Source organism: Photobacterium proteolyticum (assembly GCF_001939735.1).
Lineage (GTDB): Bacteria > Pseudomonadota > Gammaproteobacteria > Enterobacterales > Vibrionaceae > Photobacterium > Photobacterium proteolyticum.
In genome coordinates this window covers 1-16,380 of record NZ_MJIL01000035.1, presented here as the reverse complement: position 1 = coordinate 16,380, position 16,380 = coordinate 1, and the positions used below count along the sequence as shown (strand labels likewise).

General features: G+C 41.1%; 14 protein-coding genes. 2 read left to right on the top strand and 12 right to left on the bottom strand.

Annotated elements, in window-relative coordinates; translation table 11 throughout:
- Positions 1-6: 6 nt before the first annotated feature.
- Both BIT28_RS00745 and BIT28_RS00735 read right to left on the bottom strand, forming a co-directional pair.
- Entirely contained in the window at positions 7-963 is a 957-nt protein-coding gene (locus BIT28_RS00745; RefSeq protein ID WP_075761729.1) for a hypothetical protein, read from the bottom strand.
- 242 nt (positions 964-1,205) lie between these two features.
- On the bottom strand, positions 1,206-2,978 hold the full coding sequence (locus BIT28_RS00735) for a P-loop NTPase fold protein (protein ID WP_075761733.1): 1,773 nt from the start codon (positions 2,976-2,978) through the stop codon (positions 1,206-1,208).
- Positions 2,979-3,243: 265 nt separating this feature from the next.
- Between BIT28_RS00735 and BIT28_RS00725 the strand changes: the two genes are divergently transcribed.
- Positions 3,244-3,492 (top strand): hypothetical protein, encoded by a 249-nt coding sequence (locus tag BIT28_RS00725; RefSeq protein WP_075761727.1) that lies wholly within the window; start codon positions 3,244-3,246, stop codon positions 3,490-3,492.
- A 300-nt stretch (positions 3,493-3,792) separates the two neighbouring features.
- On the opposite strand, the gene BIT28_RS00720 is transcribed toward BIT28_RS00725, so the two are convergent.
- From BIT28_RS00720 to ltnD, 10 genes are all read right to left on the bottom strand, one after another.
- Positions 3,793-4,311 (bottom strand): hypothetical protein, encoded by a 519-nt coding sequence (locus tag BIT28_RS00720; protein ID WP_075761726.1) that lies wholly within the window; start codon positions 4,309-4,311, stop codon positions 3,793-3,795.
- Positions 4,301-4,720, bottom strand: a complete 420-nt coding sequence (locus tag BIT28_RS00715) for a hypothetical protein (protein WP_075761725.1) — start codon at positions 4,718-4,720, stop codon at positions 4,301-4,303. The genes BIT28_RS00720 and BIT28_RS00715 overlap by 11 nt, the downstream gene beginning before the upstream one ends.
- 246 nt (positions 4,721-4,966) lie before the next feature.
- Positions 4,967-5,401, bottom strand: a complete 435-nt coding sequence (locus BIT28_RS00710; protein WP_075761724.1) for a thioredoxin family protein — start codon at positions 5,399-5,401, stop codon at positions 4,967-4,969.
- A 1,270-nt stretch (positions 5,402-6,671) separates the two neighbouring features.
- Positions 6,672-7,202 (bottom strand): hypothetical protein, encoded by a 531-nt coding sequence (locus tag BIT28_RS29450; protein WP_175577473.1) that lies wholly within the window; start codon positions 7,200-7,202, stop codon positions 6,672-6,674.
- Between the two features lie 449 nt (positions 7,203-7,651).
- Complete coding sequence (locus BIT28_RS29205; protein WP_139310417.1) at positions 7,652-7,957, bottom strand: hypothetical protein; 306 nt, start codon at positions 7,955-7,957, stop codon at positions 7,652-7,654.
- Between the two features lie 474 nt (positions 7,958-8,431).
- The gene (locus BIT28_RS00690) at positions 8,432-9,886 is read right to left on the bottom strand and encodes a GntP family permease (protein WP_075761720.1); all 1,455 of its coding nucleotides are present in this window, start codon (positions 9,884-9,886) and stop codon (positions 8,432-8,434) included.
- A 123-nt stretch (positions 9,887-10,009) separates the two neighbouring features.
- Positions 10,010-10,813: a 2-oxo-tetronate isomerase gene (gene otnI, locus BIT28_RS00685; protein ID WP_075761719.1), complete on the bottom strand. Its 804-nt coding sequence runs from the start codon at positions 10,811-10,813 to the stop codon at positions 10,010-10,012.
- Positions 10,813-11,460, bottom strand: coding sequence for a 3-oxo-tetronate 4-phosphate decarboxylase (gene otnC, locus BIT28_RS00680; protein ID WP_175577472.1), 648 nt, complete (start codon positions 11,458-11,460; stop codon positions 10,813-10,815). Before otnC ends, otnI begins: the two co-directional genes overlap by 1 nt.
- Before the next feature lie 11 nt (positions 11,461-11,471).
- Positions 11,472-12,728 carry a 3-oxo-tetronate kinase gene (gene otnK, locus BIT28_RS00675; RefSeq protein ID WP_075761718.1) on the bottom strand — a complete coding sequence of 419 codons (1,257 nt, stop codon included), beginning with the start codon at positions 12,726-12,728 and terminating at the stop codon, positions 11,472-11,474.
- Between the two features lie 25 nt (positions 12,729-12,753).
- Positions 12,754-13,662 carry an L-threonate dehydrogenase gene (ltnD, locus tag BIT28_RS00670; protein ID WP_075761730.1) on the bottom strand — a complete coding sequence of 303 codons (909 nt, stop codon included), beginning with the start codon at positions 13,660-13,662 and terminating at the stop codon, positions 12,754-12,756.
- A 282-nt stretch (positions 13,663-13,944) separates the two neighbouring features.
- On the opposite strand from ltnD, the gene BIT28_RS00665 reads away from it, so the two are divergent.
- On the top strand, positions 13,945-14,703 hold the full coding sequence (locus BIT28_RS00665; RefSeq protein ID WP_075761717.1) for a DeoR/GlpR family DNA-binding transcription regulator: 759 nt from the start codon (positions 13,945-13,947) through the stop codon (positions 14,701-14,703).
- The last annotated feature ends 1,677 nt before the right edge of the window (positions 14,704-16,380 follow it).

Sequence of the window (16,380 nt, the reverse complement as noted above, 5' to 3'; positions counted from 1 at the left end):
ACACAGTTATAGTGGTGGAATCGCACCAGCTGAAGTAGAAAATCGACTTAACTTAGTGTCCGGAATTAGTTGACCACAACAAAAGGAACCTATTGTTGAGTATATAGCCTTTACATCAACCAATTTCCCAGCAATTGATTCATAATCTACACCGTAATTTATCTTACCCCACTTAACAACAGTTCCATCCTCTTTTAGAGCTACGAATGTTTCACCTGTAGTTACAATACTTTTTACGGGAGAGAAAACTTTAACTTGATGATTCTGAATTCCACTCCACAAATCACTATATCCAGTCACCTGCAGCTCAATATTACCAACAGAATCTAAACCAGAGCTAAGAATGCCAGTCTTCTCATCAATTATTGCACTACTTCCATCCTGACTAATTATGCTCCACTTTATTTCAGTTCCATCTTGGCTAAATACATGTGTTGTACCATTCGATAACATTGCTGAAGCTGTAAGCTGTAGCGTACTATTCGGGCGAATAGTACTTTTACTAGATGAAATAGATACTGATGTCACTACAATAGGTTTTACTGTAACAGACACTTCCTGTTGCCCATCCCACTTTTCTCCAATACCAGTCACTTTAACGATAATCTGCCCAGCAGAATCATTACCAACAGTTAAGACTCCTGTATCTTCTTCGATCTTACTTTCCTCTTCAGGTTGAGCTAAAATTGACCACTTGACTTCAGCCCCACTGTTATCAAAAGTGTATTTTGTTCCATCCGACATAGTTGCAATAGCAACTAAATTGATAACATCACCTGCAAATATACTATTTGAGCTTAATTCCACATTAACTGACACTATTTTTGGTCTCGTTGTAGATGTTGTAGATGTTGTAGATGTTGGATTCTCGACTCTATTATTTTTTTCATTGCTATCACCACTAGATCCGCAACCAACAAAAAAAGGTAATAAAATTATTAAAAAATATTTTCTAAACTTCATTCTAAACTCTGCTTATATCATTCTAATTCAAACAATTTGAAAAAATAAATATTAACACTACCAATAATAAACATGCCTATTAACAAATAAATCGCTATGTAAGGCTCATAAAATCAAAAACTTCATAACACCCTGTTAAGGTGTGAGCAACGAAATACAAAAGCCGCCGCATACCACCTTAAACACTAAAAACAACGCATAGTAAAAATGCCACGCGTTGCGAATCACTCTTAAACAGTTTTTTAACTGGCATTTTCGTCGACGTTAGCCTTTTTTCTACCTAAGTTCGTTTCCATTCGACTATAAGCATCAACAAAGCAAGCATGAATCTCACCTATGTTAGCAACTTTAAGTCCGAAGCCTAACTCATCACGTAATACAACAAGCATTGCAGATATGTTTTTAAGAGCTTCAATCTCAGGTTCAAAAAAGTCTTGAATATTATTAAACCTATATCTATGTTTATTGAACCTAACGAACTGGAATAGATCTTCATTAGACCATGAAAGAAGGGCATCCTTCATTACATCGACACCAATATCTTGGTAAATGGGAGTATGCATCAGATTTTGATGAGCTTCATTTTGAACGTTAGACCAAGATTTCGTAAATTTTTTAGAAAATTCCGAGTTCTTATTTTCCTTAGCCAAAATATCAAGCTCATCTTTCTTCGCATAATATAACTTACTTACCTCTTGGTCATAAAAATGAGTACGGAAATCGTGGTCAAATGAATCTTGCACAACTGGCACCGTAAAACGGCTTATTTCGGCATTTTTGCACATATCTAACAATTCCTCTCTGGAATATTTAGACGGTGCTATAATCTTATTATCTAGCATATAAATATAGGTATCACAAATACTGAACCATTCATAAGCATTTATATCAGTTGCTGTTGAAATGACTCCCTCGAGTAACTCAACACCATTTTTAAATTCATCCTCGGTTAACTGATTTTGTACCCACATTGATTTCATGGCATCAAGAAGTGTTTGCTTTATTGGTAGATTGAGTTCTTCTTTTAAATCGTCGAACTCATAGAGCCCATCACAGCAATAACTTATTAACTTTTCATTCACCCCATAGAAGCTATCACTGAAAATGTTGTCTAACTTTTCATATTCACTATTCTCGACTTCTTCGGTATCTTTTGTCATTTGACGAATGACTCTAGTGTCAATTGCATCAATGATTTTCTCTTTAGAAAAGCCATGCTCGAACTTCGCACAACAAATTCTAATGATGTCTCCCAATACTCTAGATAGCGCTTGATCAAGAATAACATTATCAATTTTTTCAATCTCACTTTTAATTCGCGTGAACTTTGCTATGGCCCTTTTTAATACGCGTATATTTCGTGAATCAATCGATGTGATATTTAAAAGAAGTTCATTGGCTAATTTATCATCGATACTTTCATAAGTACCTTTTAGAATTGCCACAACTTCCTCGTGCGTGAAGTTAAATTTGTATTTATCGGCAAATACTTTTTCTATGTCATTTTTACAATCAAGTTTTTCTTCATTCGCTACAAATACAACTTTTATGTCTTTTGACTCTGCTAAGCTTAAACACTCACCTAAAATATTTTTAATCAATTTTCCATCGGAAACGCGCTCTAGATCGTCTAAGATTAATACGCAGTTATCAAGCTCGCCATATAGTTTATACTTATATGCTCCAGCAGCACCACTTAGAACAGCTCCAACACCTCTTTCACCTAAATTGTTTGCAACACCATCAACCGCCTTGGAGAAATATTTAGCAAATACAGACGCTTCTTCTTGATCTGTTAGCGATAAAGAAATTATCTTATCTCTAAAATCATCAATACTTGAAATTCCATATAAAGAAAAGAAGTAAACTTGTTGTTGGAATTGTTGTTCAATTCTATCGATTAGGTGGTTATTTATAAAGTGCGTCTTCCCACTTCCCCATGCTCCATCGAGCAAAACTACTTGAGGAAAAGATGTATCGCTCAATAGCTCTATTATTTGATCTGCTTGTTTCACAAAAACCTCGAAATTCTGAGTGCCAGTTAACGCCCTGTTAAGGGGTGAGCAACGCAATACCTAAGCCACCGCATATCACCTTAAACACTAAAAACAACGCATAGTAAAAATGCCACGCGTTGCGAATCCCTCTTGAACAGTTTGTTAGCTTACTTTAAACCATTTACTGTATACTAAACAAACCTTTAAGCCACCATAAAGCAATTGCAACATTGGTAGGCTAATCAGGTACACAAGATAAATTAATAAGGATAAGGGTAAATAGATGAGTGATAAGGCTAGCGAACTTAATGCGGCGAAAGCAAAACTGTCAGAGCTAATTGATAAACTAGTGCTCGCCGAGAGTGCATACGACAAGGCGGTTGAGCATTCAGCTAATTACCTTGGTAATGACGAGCGTATCGAAGAGGTAAGGGATGAAAAAGCTCGTAGCGCTCTTGAATATGTTATGAGCATAAAAAAAGAGATAGAACATCAAACTCAGGTAGTACAAAATCTTGTATCTAGCTACTAATGCCAAAGTAAATCATTAAAACCAAGTTTTAATAGTGAGTATCGGACGAATGCCAAGTTTGACCTATACTCACTCGCTATATTGCGGATACCAAGACCCATATCTAATCTAGTACCAAACCTAACAATCCTAAGACGAGTATTTTGCCAATCTTTAACTGCGTAAGTTCTGAATTTTCGACTAGCAAACTAACGCCTGCAATAAGGTGCGCCCCGCTGAACCAGCAAAGCGCACCAAACTTTATACCAAACCCACCGAATGTAAAGCGTCACCCTTGATTGCCTTGTTAGCCAAATGTGTTTACTCGGCTTGAGAAAAGCTTTGAATAACATCTAATACTTGAAGAGAATCAAATGGCTTTTTGAATGACGGAATACTCTCAAGTATCTCCTTCTCGAATTCTGACAGAGAGTCATAAAACCTTTGATTGGATATATCGGAACCAGTAAACACCAATTGTCTTATTAGACGAATTTGCTCATTAATAATTTTATTATTTTCTTTTTTATTCAGCTCTTGCAATTGAAGTAATGTCTGTGAAAGCTCAAATAATTCAGGTTGAGTACAATCATCAAATGATTTTTTATACAAGAAATACAGCCCTTTTGAAATACTAGTATCAAGCTTTTTAAGTACTTCTCTCTCCTCAACTGGTAACCTATAATCTCTAACACGACTCATACACTCCGTTTGCTTTTCCTCAAATTTAGCCACATTTATTTGAAGCAATACTGAACCATATTTCATCTCTTCAGTTAACTCAGAATGAGCTGAAAATGACAATAAACATAAAGCAAGCAACAAAAATCTATTTAACATTTGGTGTACACCCTAAGTAGATAGAACGCCAGAATTGATACTCTTTAGATTTTGATATATGTAAATGAGCTTGCCTATATGCTATTTTTTCTATTTGCTGTAGAGCTAATCGGTCTAATCCTTGAAAAGACATGAGAAAATATTCCCAATTAACTTGGGTCAAGTTCCAACTGGCTTGATTTGCATCAGAAGCACCAAGCTTAAATAACATTTTATTTTCTAACCTTAAAGCACCAGATCCCGAGGCCCCCTTTAGACCCACACCACCAAATATAGTTAAAAAATGGCCAAGAAAAACTGCGATACGACCATATTTTTTTAGATCATGAATATCTTGAATTTCAGCGATTGCATCTAAACTATCTTGATCAAATGATATATTCGATATCGCAGGACATTGTCTAACCATAACTCTAAATCCCTATTAGTTGAAATAGGGTTATAATGACATTAAAAAATCATAGAACATGATGAAACAAAAGACATTGAGAGCCAATTAAAATTTAATCGGTTGATATATCACACATTTACGTTCATAAACCGAACTCAATTCAAGGGCTAACGCCTGCAATAAGGTGCCCCGCACTAAACTAACAAAGCGCACCGAACTTCACACCAAAACCGCCGAGTGTAACGGGTCACCTTGATTGCCTTGTTAGGCACTTGTCGCGGTAACAGCATATTTTGACAATAAACCCCTAAACTCACTCTCTGTAGAAGGTACTGTGGACTCAAGTAATTTACCCTCAGGTGAAATAATCATAATATGCGGATAGATTGTAATCTCAGGAAATAAAGAGAAAAATCTTTCATTATCATTTCCATCACCGAAATTAGCTTTCATTAAAATGAAATTATTTTCTATTACTAGATCAAGTGCAGACTCTTTTAAATTACGCTCAAATTTATAGCAATATGAACACCAATTTCCACCCGCGATGACGAATATATTTTGATGCTTTGAGGAAGCTGATATCCTCGCATTTTGATAATCACTAAATGCGTCCCTTGATGGGTCATAAATATTATCAGGACGAGCTGCCGCCATAGATGAAACAAGTAATAGAGGCAGAAACAAAAATCTAATCATACACACAGCAATTTACTTCCTTATAATTTATAACACACAATTGTATGATAATTATCCTCACGGGAAAATACCTTTATGCCATTATGTGCCTAACGCTTGCGATAAGTTGCGCCACGTTGAACCTACCAAGTGCGCCGGACTCCATACCAAAACCGCCGTGCGTCCGCGTCAACTTGATTGCCTTGTTATAAAAAACGACGAAATTACAATCAGTTACCAGAAACGCTACCGCTAACAGTTTTAACTGCCTAGAAGCCAAACATCCTATCCTACTGTTGAAATCCGGTCTGGTATTGGAGCGCAACTTTTGGAACCAATTAACAAAATCCGGAGCCTCCGGACAAAGAACAGCTCTTTACCAAGGGATTAAATCGGAAGCCTCGGGAATTATTGCCAAGGGTTGAAAATTGACAACCTCTAGCCCAAAGTTGAGACCATCATTCGATGAAGTTTCAGGCATTAATTGCAGCATGCACGACATGCAAATCAAGTGTGCTGCGGACTAAGAAGGCAGGCTCCCTTTCCACGGTAAACAAGCAACGATCAGAAATACAGCCTGGAAAGATCGGCTTGGTAGCGGCTAAGCTTGACCTACAAAACAACAAGCGCCCCTGTTGCCTGTGCTCTGATTTATAACGCCTGGGATAAGGTGCGCCACGATGAACTTACCAAATCCACTAAACTCCAAACCAAAAATGCCGAGTCAAACGCGTCACCTTGATACCTTTGTTATGCAACTCCATCCATTAATACGATCATACTTGGCCGAAAGTCCTTCCACGTATGATAAATCTGCGTCATACAGACAACAAATTCATACTCTGATAATTCCGATTCATTTTCAACGATTTGGACCAGAGAAACCTGCATGACGACCTGATACGGACTAGCTTGGCTGCTGCACCAAACCAATAGGCAAAGAAATGCGCCAACACTTTTACAGCTGAGCAACGTTGAAATTATGATGTTGAATTGCCAGAATCAAAGGCAGCAGAGAAGGCAACAACAAGCTTACCCCCGGACTTTCAGGCAGCCTTTCGGCAAACGAATGGCCAAAGAAATCGTGGAAATAAGCGATGCACTATCTACCATTGAAAATCTTGGCTCTAGGTGCATAACGCCTGCAATAAGGTGTGCCCCGCTGAACCAGCCAAGCACACTGAACCCCATACCAAAACCGCCGAGTCAAACGCATCACCCTTGATTGCCTTGTTAGGCAATCAATAGCATAAAGATGAGTGTCACACCTTACAGGTACGCTTATCCTACCTCACATCGATTGAAGAGCATCTAAATCGAGCTGTTTTTTGATAGCTTGAATAGTTTCTTCGTGATCAATACCTTTGAGTGTTAACGTGCTTTTAATCACCGGACTACTCCAAGCAAATTTGATTATTACTTTGTCTTCTATGAACTTAATTGATTGGATTGGTGAAAATTTATCTTTTATTAATTGGTCTTGTAAGTTCGAGCCAGGGATATACAATTGCATAACATTTTTATACATCCTAATTGGGCCTAACCTACTATAAGCAATGTAAAATATAGTGTTACGACTAAAAATAATCTCAGCTCTATGCCACGAAACTCTCGCTGCTCCAAATGTTCGTGAAGAGTGAGCTACTTTAACATCCAGATACACATCTTCGTCACTCTGTGGGATTTTCTCCAATATGTATTCTTTCTTTTTGATCGCATTTCGACTAAATAAGTAATTCACCAAGAGTGAGGCAATAATTAGAAATATGACTATAGCAGGTGACTCTATAATCATATTGTACATTCTTTCAAAAACTTCCATTATTTTTCTCAAATTAGTGATGCTATAAATTTTTTGAAACGATTTATCAGCAATTAAATCTGCTAGGCTAATATTTCGGGTTGCCTAACATTTTATTCAACGAACCCTGTTCGTAAATCTCCTGGATATCGGTAGATATATGAACGAAATATGCGCCTGCTTTCGTATATTTCTATAAGAGCTCAGTGATTTGAGCCACGATCAAAACCTACCGTAGACATACCTATTCAGTATCAAAATTCCATGCTACCGCCCTTGGACACTTAGAGCCCACGAACGTCTATAAAAGCAGGCAATTCTATCACCACAAGTCTAGATTTCTTTGGCGCTGCTCAACGTTATGTGAATCAAGTTGCGTTTTGTAGAACAAGTTAATGATGTGGGCTCTGTAGACGAGGTGCTGTCTTGCCAGGGATACGTAATGTACCGAGTGATAAAGCGCCTGATCGTCAGTAATTCACGCTCACAGCAGCGCCGTGACTTAACCTCAATATAACGCTCAAGGTGTTGGACAGATAATCAGGTGTAACCGTGACAGCTAATGTGGGGGCAGTGTATGAGCTAGGGGACGAAGGTTGAGAAGAGCTGCGAGATGACTGCTCGCAAGCCAACAGGTTGATCACTTGCTCTTTGGCAGTACGCTTACACCGTCTTCTCAGGCTTTTTCGAGTTTCTTTACCTTTGTCCGAAGGCAGGAGATAGACTTTACGGAAGTACCAGATACCGTGCGGAGATAACCAGAGGTTTGTTGCCATAACAGCTTCAAGTAATACACATCAAGTGGATCACCTAGGCTATAATTTGAGTAATTTCGCAGGTAAGATGCTGATTTTATTTAGCAAACGCTGTTGCTTGCACCATAAGCTGACATAAGCGCTAACTACATATCAGATTGTTAGCACTTGTTTTGCACCATAAATTAGCATAAAAATGAAGCATAAGATGACATAAACTTTAGCATCTTATCAATTCAGATTTCGACCTGTAAGATACTTTCTTACAACCGCTTAATGCTCAAGAACTTTACCTCAGTATATGCTAACTCATTTGTGGACAAAAGCGTGTCAGTGGCTTTGCTAAATTAGCTTAAAATGAATTATCTGAGGTATGCAAAACTTCTAATCGAGTGACCCGTTTTGGTAATCCATTACAATCTACTTTTCGCTATTGCATAGAAAAACTTCCAACGACTTTATTGGAAGTTTTTCACTTTGGTTTGTTAAATTTGATTAGTTTGTAGCTAGATTTTGCTTTGCTGTCTTGTCTTTCGATTTCACCCAGACAATCACTGCTGCAAGAACTGCGATTGGTACTAGTGGGTCGATAATCGTGCCACCTTTACCAAATACTAGGTTTAGCGCCATTATGATGGATGCACCAATTGCCCATGCAATCGTCGATGATACCGACCAAATCTTCAGCTGATCCGTTAGCTCTGTGATACCTAGCGTACGGTTGATGATGTGGAAGTAAGAGTCGTTTAGGTGTGAGAAGCCGACTGGGCCAACTGCACACGCTAGTGCTACGAATACTGGGTCAAGGCCAAGTGTTTCAACCAATGGCAACGTCATGGTTGCTGCTACCATCATTGATGCTGTAGCTGAACCTTGAATTAGACGCAGCATAGATGCGATTGCTAATGGTACTAGTAGTGGTGGGATACCGCTGCTTGCGATAGCTTCAGCAACTTGTGGACCTGCACCAGATGCTTTTAGTACTGCACCCATTGCACCACCACAGCCTGTTACTACTAGGATTAGACCTGTTGTTGATAGTGCATCATCCATTGACCCAACCATGTCTTTGCGCTCAATGTGGCGAGTTAGACCGTAAAGCGCCATCAGCACACCAAGACCAACGGCAACAACTGGGTTACCAAGTAACGACAATGTCGTGTGAAGTGCTGTATCACCTTTACCTACCAAGGTATTGATTAGGATAAGTGCGATAGGTACTAGGATTGGGCCGAAAGAAAGGAAGTTGCTCGGCAGATCTTTGTCGTCTGTTGCTTCTACTTTTTCTAGGTTTGCCCAATCTGCTTGGTTCGTGATCCACGTTTCACCATTTGGCACACGGTAGTACTCGTTACCTACGCGGCGGATGTAGATCATCGATAGCAGCATCATAGGTACTGATACCATCAGACCCCAAAGCATGTATTCGCCTAGGTCAACGCCAAGGATACCTGCAACCGCTACTGGGCCCGGTGTTGGCGGCACAAGTGCGTGAGTAATAAGAAGACCAAGTGCTAACGTAACACCTAGACCTACTGCTGATTTACCTGTGTCACGTGAAATTGCGCGAACAAGAGAGTGTAAAATGATGTACGCAGAGTCACAGAATACAGGGATCGCTACTAGTACGCCGGTGAAACCAAGCGCCAGATCTTCACGTCCTTTACCACACAGCTTAACGAATGTTTTCGCCATACGAACCGCTGCACCAGAGCGTTCAAAACACGCGCCCATGATCACGCCAAACGCGATGATTAGACCGATACCGCCAAGCACGCCGCCAAAGCCTGCTTTGATTGCATCAATCAACTCTGTTGGTGCCATTCCAGCGAATAGACCCATGATGATGCTCGAAATAACCATTGCAAGTGCTACTGGGATACGTGTTTTCACGATCATTCCCATCATGGCAATAATACCAATTACAATGCCTATCAATGCTCCGTCCATTTTGATGTCCTTTTGTTTCTTATTGTGTAGGGTGAGTGCAGTTGGGCGATATTGGGGGCACCCACTGCACTTTTTATGCAAGCGATTTAATCTTTGTTAAATCACGTCTTTCTTGAGCTAAAACTATTCAGTTTTAATATCGGTTTCGGTATACAGGTACGGCTTGACCCAACCGAGACCTTGTTCTGTTGTGTTTCTTGGGTTGTACTCACAACCAATCCAACCTTGGTAACCTGAATCATCCAAAACATTGAATAGGTGCGGGTAGTTCAGTTCACCTTCCGACGGTTCATGTCGTTCTGGTACTGATGCGATTTGGATATGACCGGTGTAAGGTGCAACATCGCGAATCAATGTGCTTAGGTCACCATCCATAATTTGTGCGTGGTATAGGTCGAGCTGCAATTTCACGTTTGGACGATCCACTTGCTTGATAAGCTCTACGGCTTCACGTTGATGCGCGACAAAGTAGTTCGGCACATCGCGGTTGTTCAGAGGCTCAATCATCAGCTCGATGCCCTGCTCTGCGAACTTGTCTGCTGCGTAGCGGATGTTCGAGATAAAGGTATCAACGTGCTGTTCACGCGTGAAACGCGCATCAACAATGCCAGACATGGCGTGAACCTTTTTACAGTTCAGCGCATTGGCATACATCAGTGCAGTTTCAACACTTGCTTTGAACTCTTCTTCACGACCTGGTATAGCTGCAAAGCCACGCTCGCCTGCATCCCAATCGCCCGGAGGCATATTGAACAGGGCTTGTTCAAAGCCAAACTGCGTCATCTTGTTTGCGAGTTCTTGAGCTTCAAATGGGTATGGGAAAAGGTATTCCACTGCTTTGAAACCCGCTTGGTGCGCTTTCTCGAAACGCTCTAGAAACGGAACTTCTGTGAATAGCATGGTCAGGTTTGCTGCGAACTTAGCCATTATTTACCTCTCCCTTTTAAGTCTTGAACCTCTGCATCCGTTAGGTAGCGGATGTTGCTGTCTTTAAGAATGAACGCCAGTTTTGCGGTCTCTTCTAGCTCTTCCGCGTTGTCTACTGCATCTTCAAAATCTATACCTGTGATTACTGGGCCATGGTTCGCCAGCAAGAAGGCACGGTAATCCCCTGCTCGCTGCGCAAGCTCTTCTGCAATTTTCGGATCGCCCGGGCGCAGATAAGGAATCACTGGTAGCTCACCAATACGCATCACAAAGTAAGGCGTGAAGGCTTTAATTGCGTTCTCACGATCTAAACCGTCTAGGCAAGAAAGCGCTGTCAGGTAAGTCGAGTGCAGGTGCACAATCGCATTACATTCTGGATTATTGCGATAAATCGCTAAGTGAAAGGCCGCTTCCTTCGATGGCTTCTTACCAGAGATATGGTTGCCATCAATGTCCACTACCGAAAGTTCTTCAGCAACCAAGCGACCAAACGATGAGCCCGTTGGCGTTGCCAGAAAGTGACCATTTGGCAGTTTCAAAGAAAGGTTGCCTGCACCGCCTGTCGCATAGCCACGTTCAAACATAGAACGCGCCATCGTGACCATTTGCTCTCGCAGTTGTTGTTCTGTCATTGTTTCTTTACTCATCACAGCCTCACTTATGCAAAGAACGACTGCGCTTTGGCAAAGAAGTTTTCATCGCCGAAGTTGCCAGATTTCAGAGCAAGAGAAAGCTCACCTTCTACCGATTTCACCCAAGGCACACCCGGTGCGATTTGAGGACCGATATGGAAGCCTTTCACCGCGAGGCTTTGAGTCACAACGCCAGAGGTTTCACCACCAGCAACGATGAAGTTTTTCACGCCGTGCTGCTGAAGTTTGATGGCTAGCTGGCTAAAGAATTGCTCAACCGCGTGGCTTGATGCCTGCGCGCCGAATTCTTGTTGAATGGCTTTTAGTGCCGTTGCATCCGCGGTTGCGTAAACCAGTGGTGCAAACTCACTTTCAATGTTTGTCATCACCCAATCAAACACTTGGTTTGAGTAGCTTTCGTCCGTCAGGCACGCCTTCACATCAATCGCGAAATGCGGCGCTTTTTCTTTATAAATCGCAACCTGTTGGTTCGTCATGACTGAACAAGAGCCAGAGAACACGACCGTCGGTGCTTTTGCAGGATTACCCGCTTGCTTCGCATCGCTTTGGTCTTCTAAGTGTTCAACCCAGTTCTTGGCAATGCCTGCCGCCAGACCTGAGCCGCCAGTAACCAATTTTAGAGATTTCGCTGCTTGGCCAAGAGTGACAAGGTGCTCAGCATTAAATGCATCAACCACTGCGTAGCGATTGCCTTGTGCTTTTAGCTCTTCAAAACGCTCAGTGACCGCTTGTGAGCCTTGCTCAATCACTTGGAAATTTACTAAGCCTGAAGTGCCTTGAGATTGAGCATCCATCATGCGAATAAGGCTTGAATCTGTCATTGGTGTCACTGGGTGGTTACGCATGCCTGAGTCACTCAGCAGGTCTTGGAATACAAACAGATGGCCGTTGTAAACCGTGCGACCATTCACCGGCAGTGCAGGACATACCATAGTGAACGCTTCACCTAGCTCAGCAAGCAGTGCATCCGTGACAGGACCAATGTTGCCTTCTGCTGTGCTGTCGAAAGTTGAGCAGTACTTGAAGTAAAACTGCTGACAGCCGTTTGCTTGCAGCCACTTAAGCGCTGCAACTGAATTATTGATTGCTTCGTCCACAGGACAAGAGCGAGATTTAAGACTGATTACAACCGCGTCTGCGTTTACATCAATCTCTTCTTTTGGAATACCGTTAAGCTGAACTGTGCGCATGCCGTTTTCTACTAGAAAACCTGCAATGTCGGTTGCGCCAGTAAAGTCGTCTGCGATAACGCCTAATAACATAATTTCTTCTCCGATTTACTTGCGCTTATTTCTGTTTGCTTTCCACACCTGGAAGCTCGATGCCATCAAAGATCTTGATAACAGCGCTATCATCTTCCTGACCAAAGCCTGCATTGCTTGCACTTACAAACATGTTGAGTGCTGCACTTGATAGAGGAAGTGGGAATTTCAGATCTTTTGCGGTGTCCGATACGAGATTTAGATCTTTCACAAAGATATCGACCATAGATTTTGGTGAGTAGTCACCGTCTACCACATGCTTCATGCGGTTCTCGAACATCCAAGAGTTACCCGCTGCGTTGGTCACCACGTCGTACATCAGATCAAGAGGGATATTTGCACGTGCTGCTAATGCCATTGCTTCGGCACCTGCTGCGATATGAACGCCTGCTAGCAATTGGTGGATAATCTTCACCGTTGCACCAAGACCAATCGCTTCACCAATGTTATAAACCTTAGCGGCCGTTGCGTTCAGTACCGGTTCAAGTGCATCAAACGTGCTTTGTGCGCCAGATGCCATGATGGTCATCTCACCCGCTTCTGCTTTCACCGCACCACCAGAAACCGGTGCATCTAGCATGACTAGATTGTGCTCAGCCAGCTTCGCTTCAATTTGTTTTGCATCTTCAGCTGAGATGGTTGCCGAAACCATAACTGGCGTATTTGCCTTAAGTGCCGCAGCAAGATCTGTTTTGAACAGGACCGTATTAACTTGCGCTGCGTTCACAACCAGAACAAGAACCGAATCTAGCTTGTCTGCAAACTCAACTGCATTAGTAGAAACCGCTTTCGCACCAAGTGAACCCAGCTCTTCTAAAGCTTGTGGGTTTAAGTCAAAGCCATATACATCAAGGCCTGCACGCACACATGACTTCGCTGCGCCCATACCCATAGAACCTAAACCGATAACACCGACAGATTGAACTTCACTCATAGCAACAATGCCTTCTTGGTAAATATTGAACTTAAATTTGTTAATTTTTGTTTGCTGGCTGTGATTATATGTGAAACTCAACATTAGGACTCAGTATGAAGTCACACTTTTCACACAATTTAACACAATAGGGCGATTTACCCCTTTTGGGGCACATTTATTTGATCAAATAGAAAAGGAATAAGAAGCGTAACTCCATAAATGGAACATAAATTCACAGATATTCACATATCTCTGAAATGTTGGTAGGATACTGAAAAACAAGAATAGTGAAGTGAAACTATGATCCCAGCAGAACGTCAAAGAGCCATTTTGTCCCTACTTTCACATCAGGAACTGTTAAGCATCTCGGACTTAACTGAGCACCTTGATGTGTCACACATGACCATTCGTCGAGATATTGTGAAGCTCGAGTCTTCAGGTAAGGTCATTTCAGTATCAGGTGGGGTTCAATTAGCACAGGCATTGCACGCAGAATTGTCACACGATGCAAAAGTAGAACAGCAAGCCGATGAGAAAGCGCACATCGGTAAGCTTGCCGCAACACTGATTGAGAAGGATGCAACCATCTATCTGGATGCAGGCACAACCTCGCTGGAGATCGCTCATCAGATTGTCGATCGTGATGATCTTCTTGTGATTACTAATGATTTCTCTATCGCTGCTTTTTTGATGAATCACAGTCAATGCGAGCTCTACCACACGGGTGGCAAGATTGATCGCGAAAACCTATCAACGATTGGCAGCAAGGTGGCTGAGTTCCTTAATGGGATGAATATCGATATTGCTTTTATCTCTTCATCGTCATGGAGCTTAAAAGGACTCTCTACACCGAATGAGAACAAAGTTTTAGTTAAGAAGGCGATCATTAACGCCGCCCAAACCAGTTATTTGGTTTCAGATTCTACCAAATATGGCCAAATCGCGAGTTTCCATGCCTTGAATATCGAGCAAATCAATGGCGTGATTACCGACCGCAATCTGTCTGAAGTTGTGATGCAAGGACTAACAGATAAGGGGTTACGAGTAATAAACCAGTAACAACAACAGGTACACCTCTAACATAGATAAGAAAAAGTAAGTTAAATCACCCTAATATGATTTGAAAGGTTGAGCACAGCTAGAAAGGAATGGGGCAGAAGTGTTTTAAGTAGTTTGTGCAGAGGCTGTTGCACAATTAGGGATATCTAATTTGGCTACAGCTTGTTGCGCAACTGAGTTTGACTGTTGCACATTTTGCAACAGTTCAACTACCGAGAAAACCTCGGTAGTTGATGAGCCGCCAGCACTGACAGCAAAGCATTCATAAACAGATCTTAGCGATAAGGAATGTGCATTTTTTGCACATTCCTTTTTAGATTCAACACGTCTTAAGTCTGTTTGTTTCCAATTATGCAACAGGTTATTGCACAATTGGGTGGATTCAATTTGGCTATAGCTTATCGCCAGAATAAAAAAGCAGGCATTGATTTACGAAACAAGCTGTTTCGTAAATCGCTCAACAAACCCAGGTTCCAGCTATGCCCAGCTGTACCTATAGGCTTGGTAAATGCGAAAACGGGCATAAAGCTATAGTAAAACTATATCGTTCGCATTAACCAAAGTGATCTTCCATAGACACTATATGAAACCACTTTACTCTTGATGCTTAGCATAGGTTTTGACTTCGCAAAGATTGATCTTTATTTATATAAATCTGCATGTTAGTCTAAAAATGCCATTCCACTCATGGCGATTGATAGTTGGTGGAATCCTCATTTATCGGAGAAAATGATTTATGAGACCTTCCACACTTATTAACTACATCAAACATATTCGAACTCTAAAAAAATTACTAAAGGGAGGTACGTTAACCAAAGATCAAGAAGAGGCAATAAGGTACATATTGCGATTTGCAAGTGTTAATTTTTTGCTTTGTTCACTAATGGGCTTAACTCACTACGTTCACGATTTCTTTTCGTGGATAAGCACGATAAATCTGTAAGGGGATTTATGATTAATAGTTATAAACATAAAACTATAGCAGCTTAACAACATCAATCGAGGATGAACCAATGTTCACCTGAAATGAAAACTGTACCGTGCAGTATGGGTGCAAACGAGTGGAAGCTGAGTTAAGGATCGAAGAATAAACGAATGACCAATCTTAGTGTTAATAAGGTAATTCTAATTGGCAATTTGGGGTGTGATCCCGAAGTGCGTTATATACCTAGAAGAAATTCATTGAAACGAAGAGGTATAGCAACACAGCCTCCACATACCATAACACTGTTTCGTCAGATTCTGTCTTTCCTGATGTTACTTATTGACTTGAAGTTTCATGTGTTACCAACTCGAACTGATGATGCATTAACTTTAACGATTAACTCTGCTTGGTTTTTACTGCTGCGAGTATCTCGTAAGCTGGGACGGCAGCCCCCGTACTTCCATAAAGTACAACAACATAACTTAACTACTTAGTCACTTCCCTTATCTCACGCAAAAATTCTTTTATTAATCAATTGTCTGGCCACTTAATTATCATAAATCCGTGACCAATAACTTTCACTTATATCAATACTAAATCGCTCCGGTGCAGAAGCAAAAATCAATGCCACTGATTATGGCATACTTGACAGTTACATTGTTGTAACAACTATGTGCGTATTCCGGCGATTGTGATCTAGGATTCCGTTTTTTTTCGATCACCTTTTTACCCTCTTTTTCTCTACCCTTATT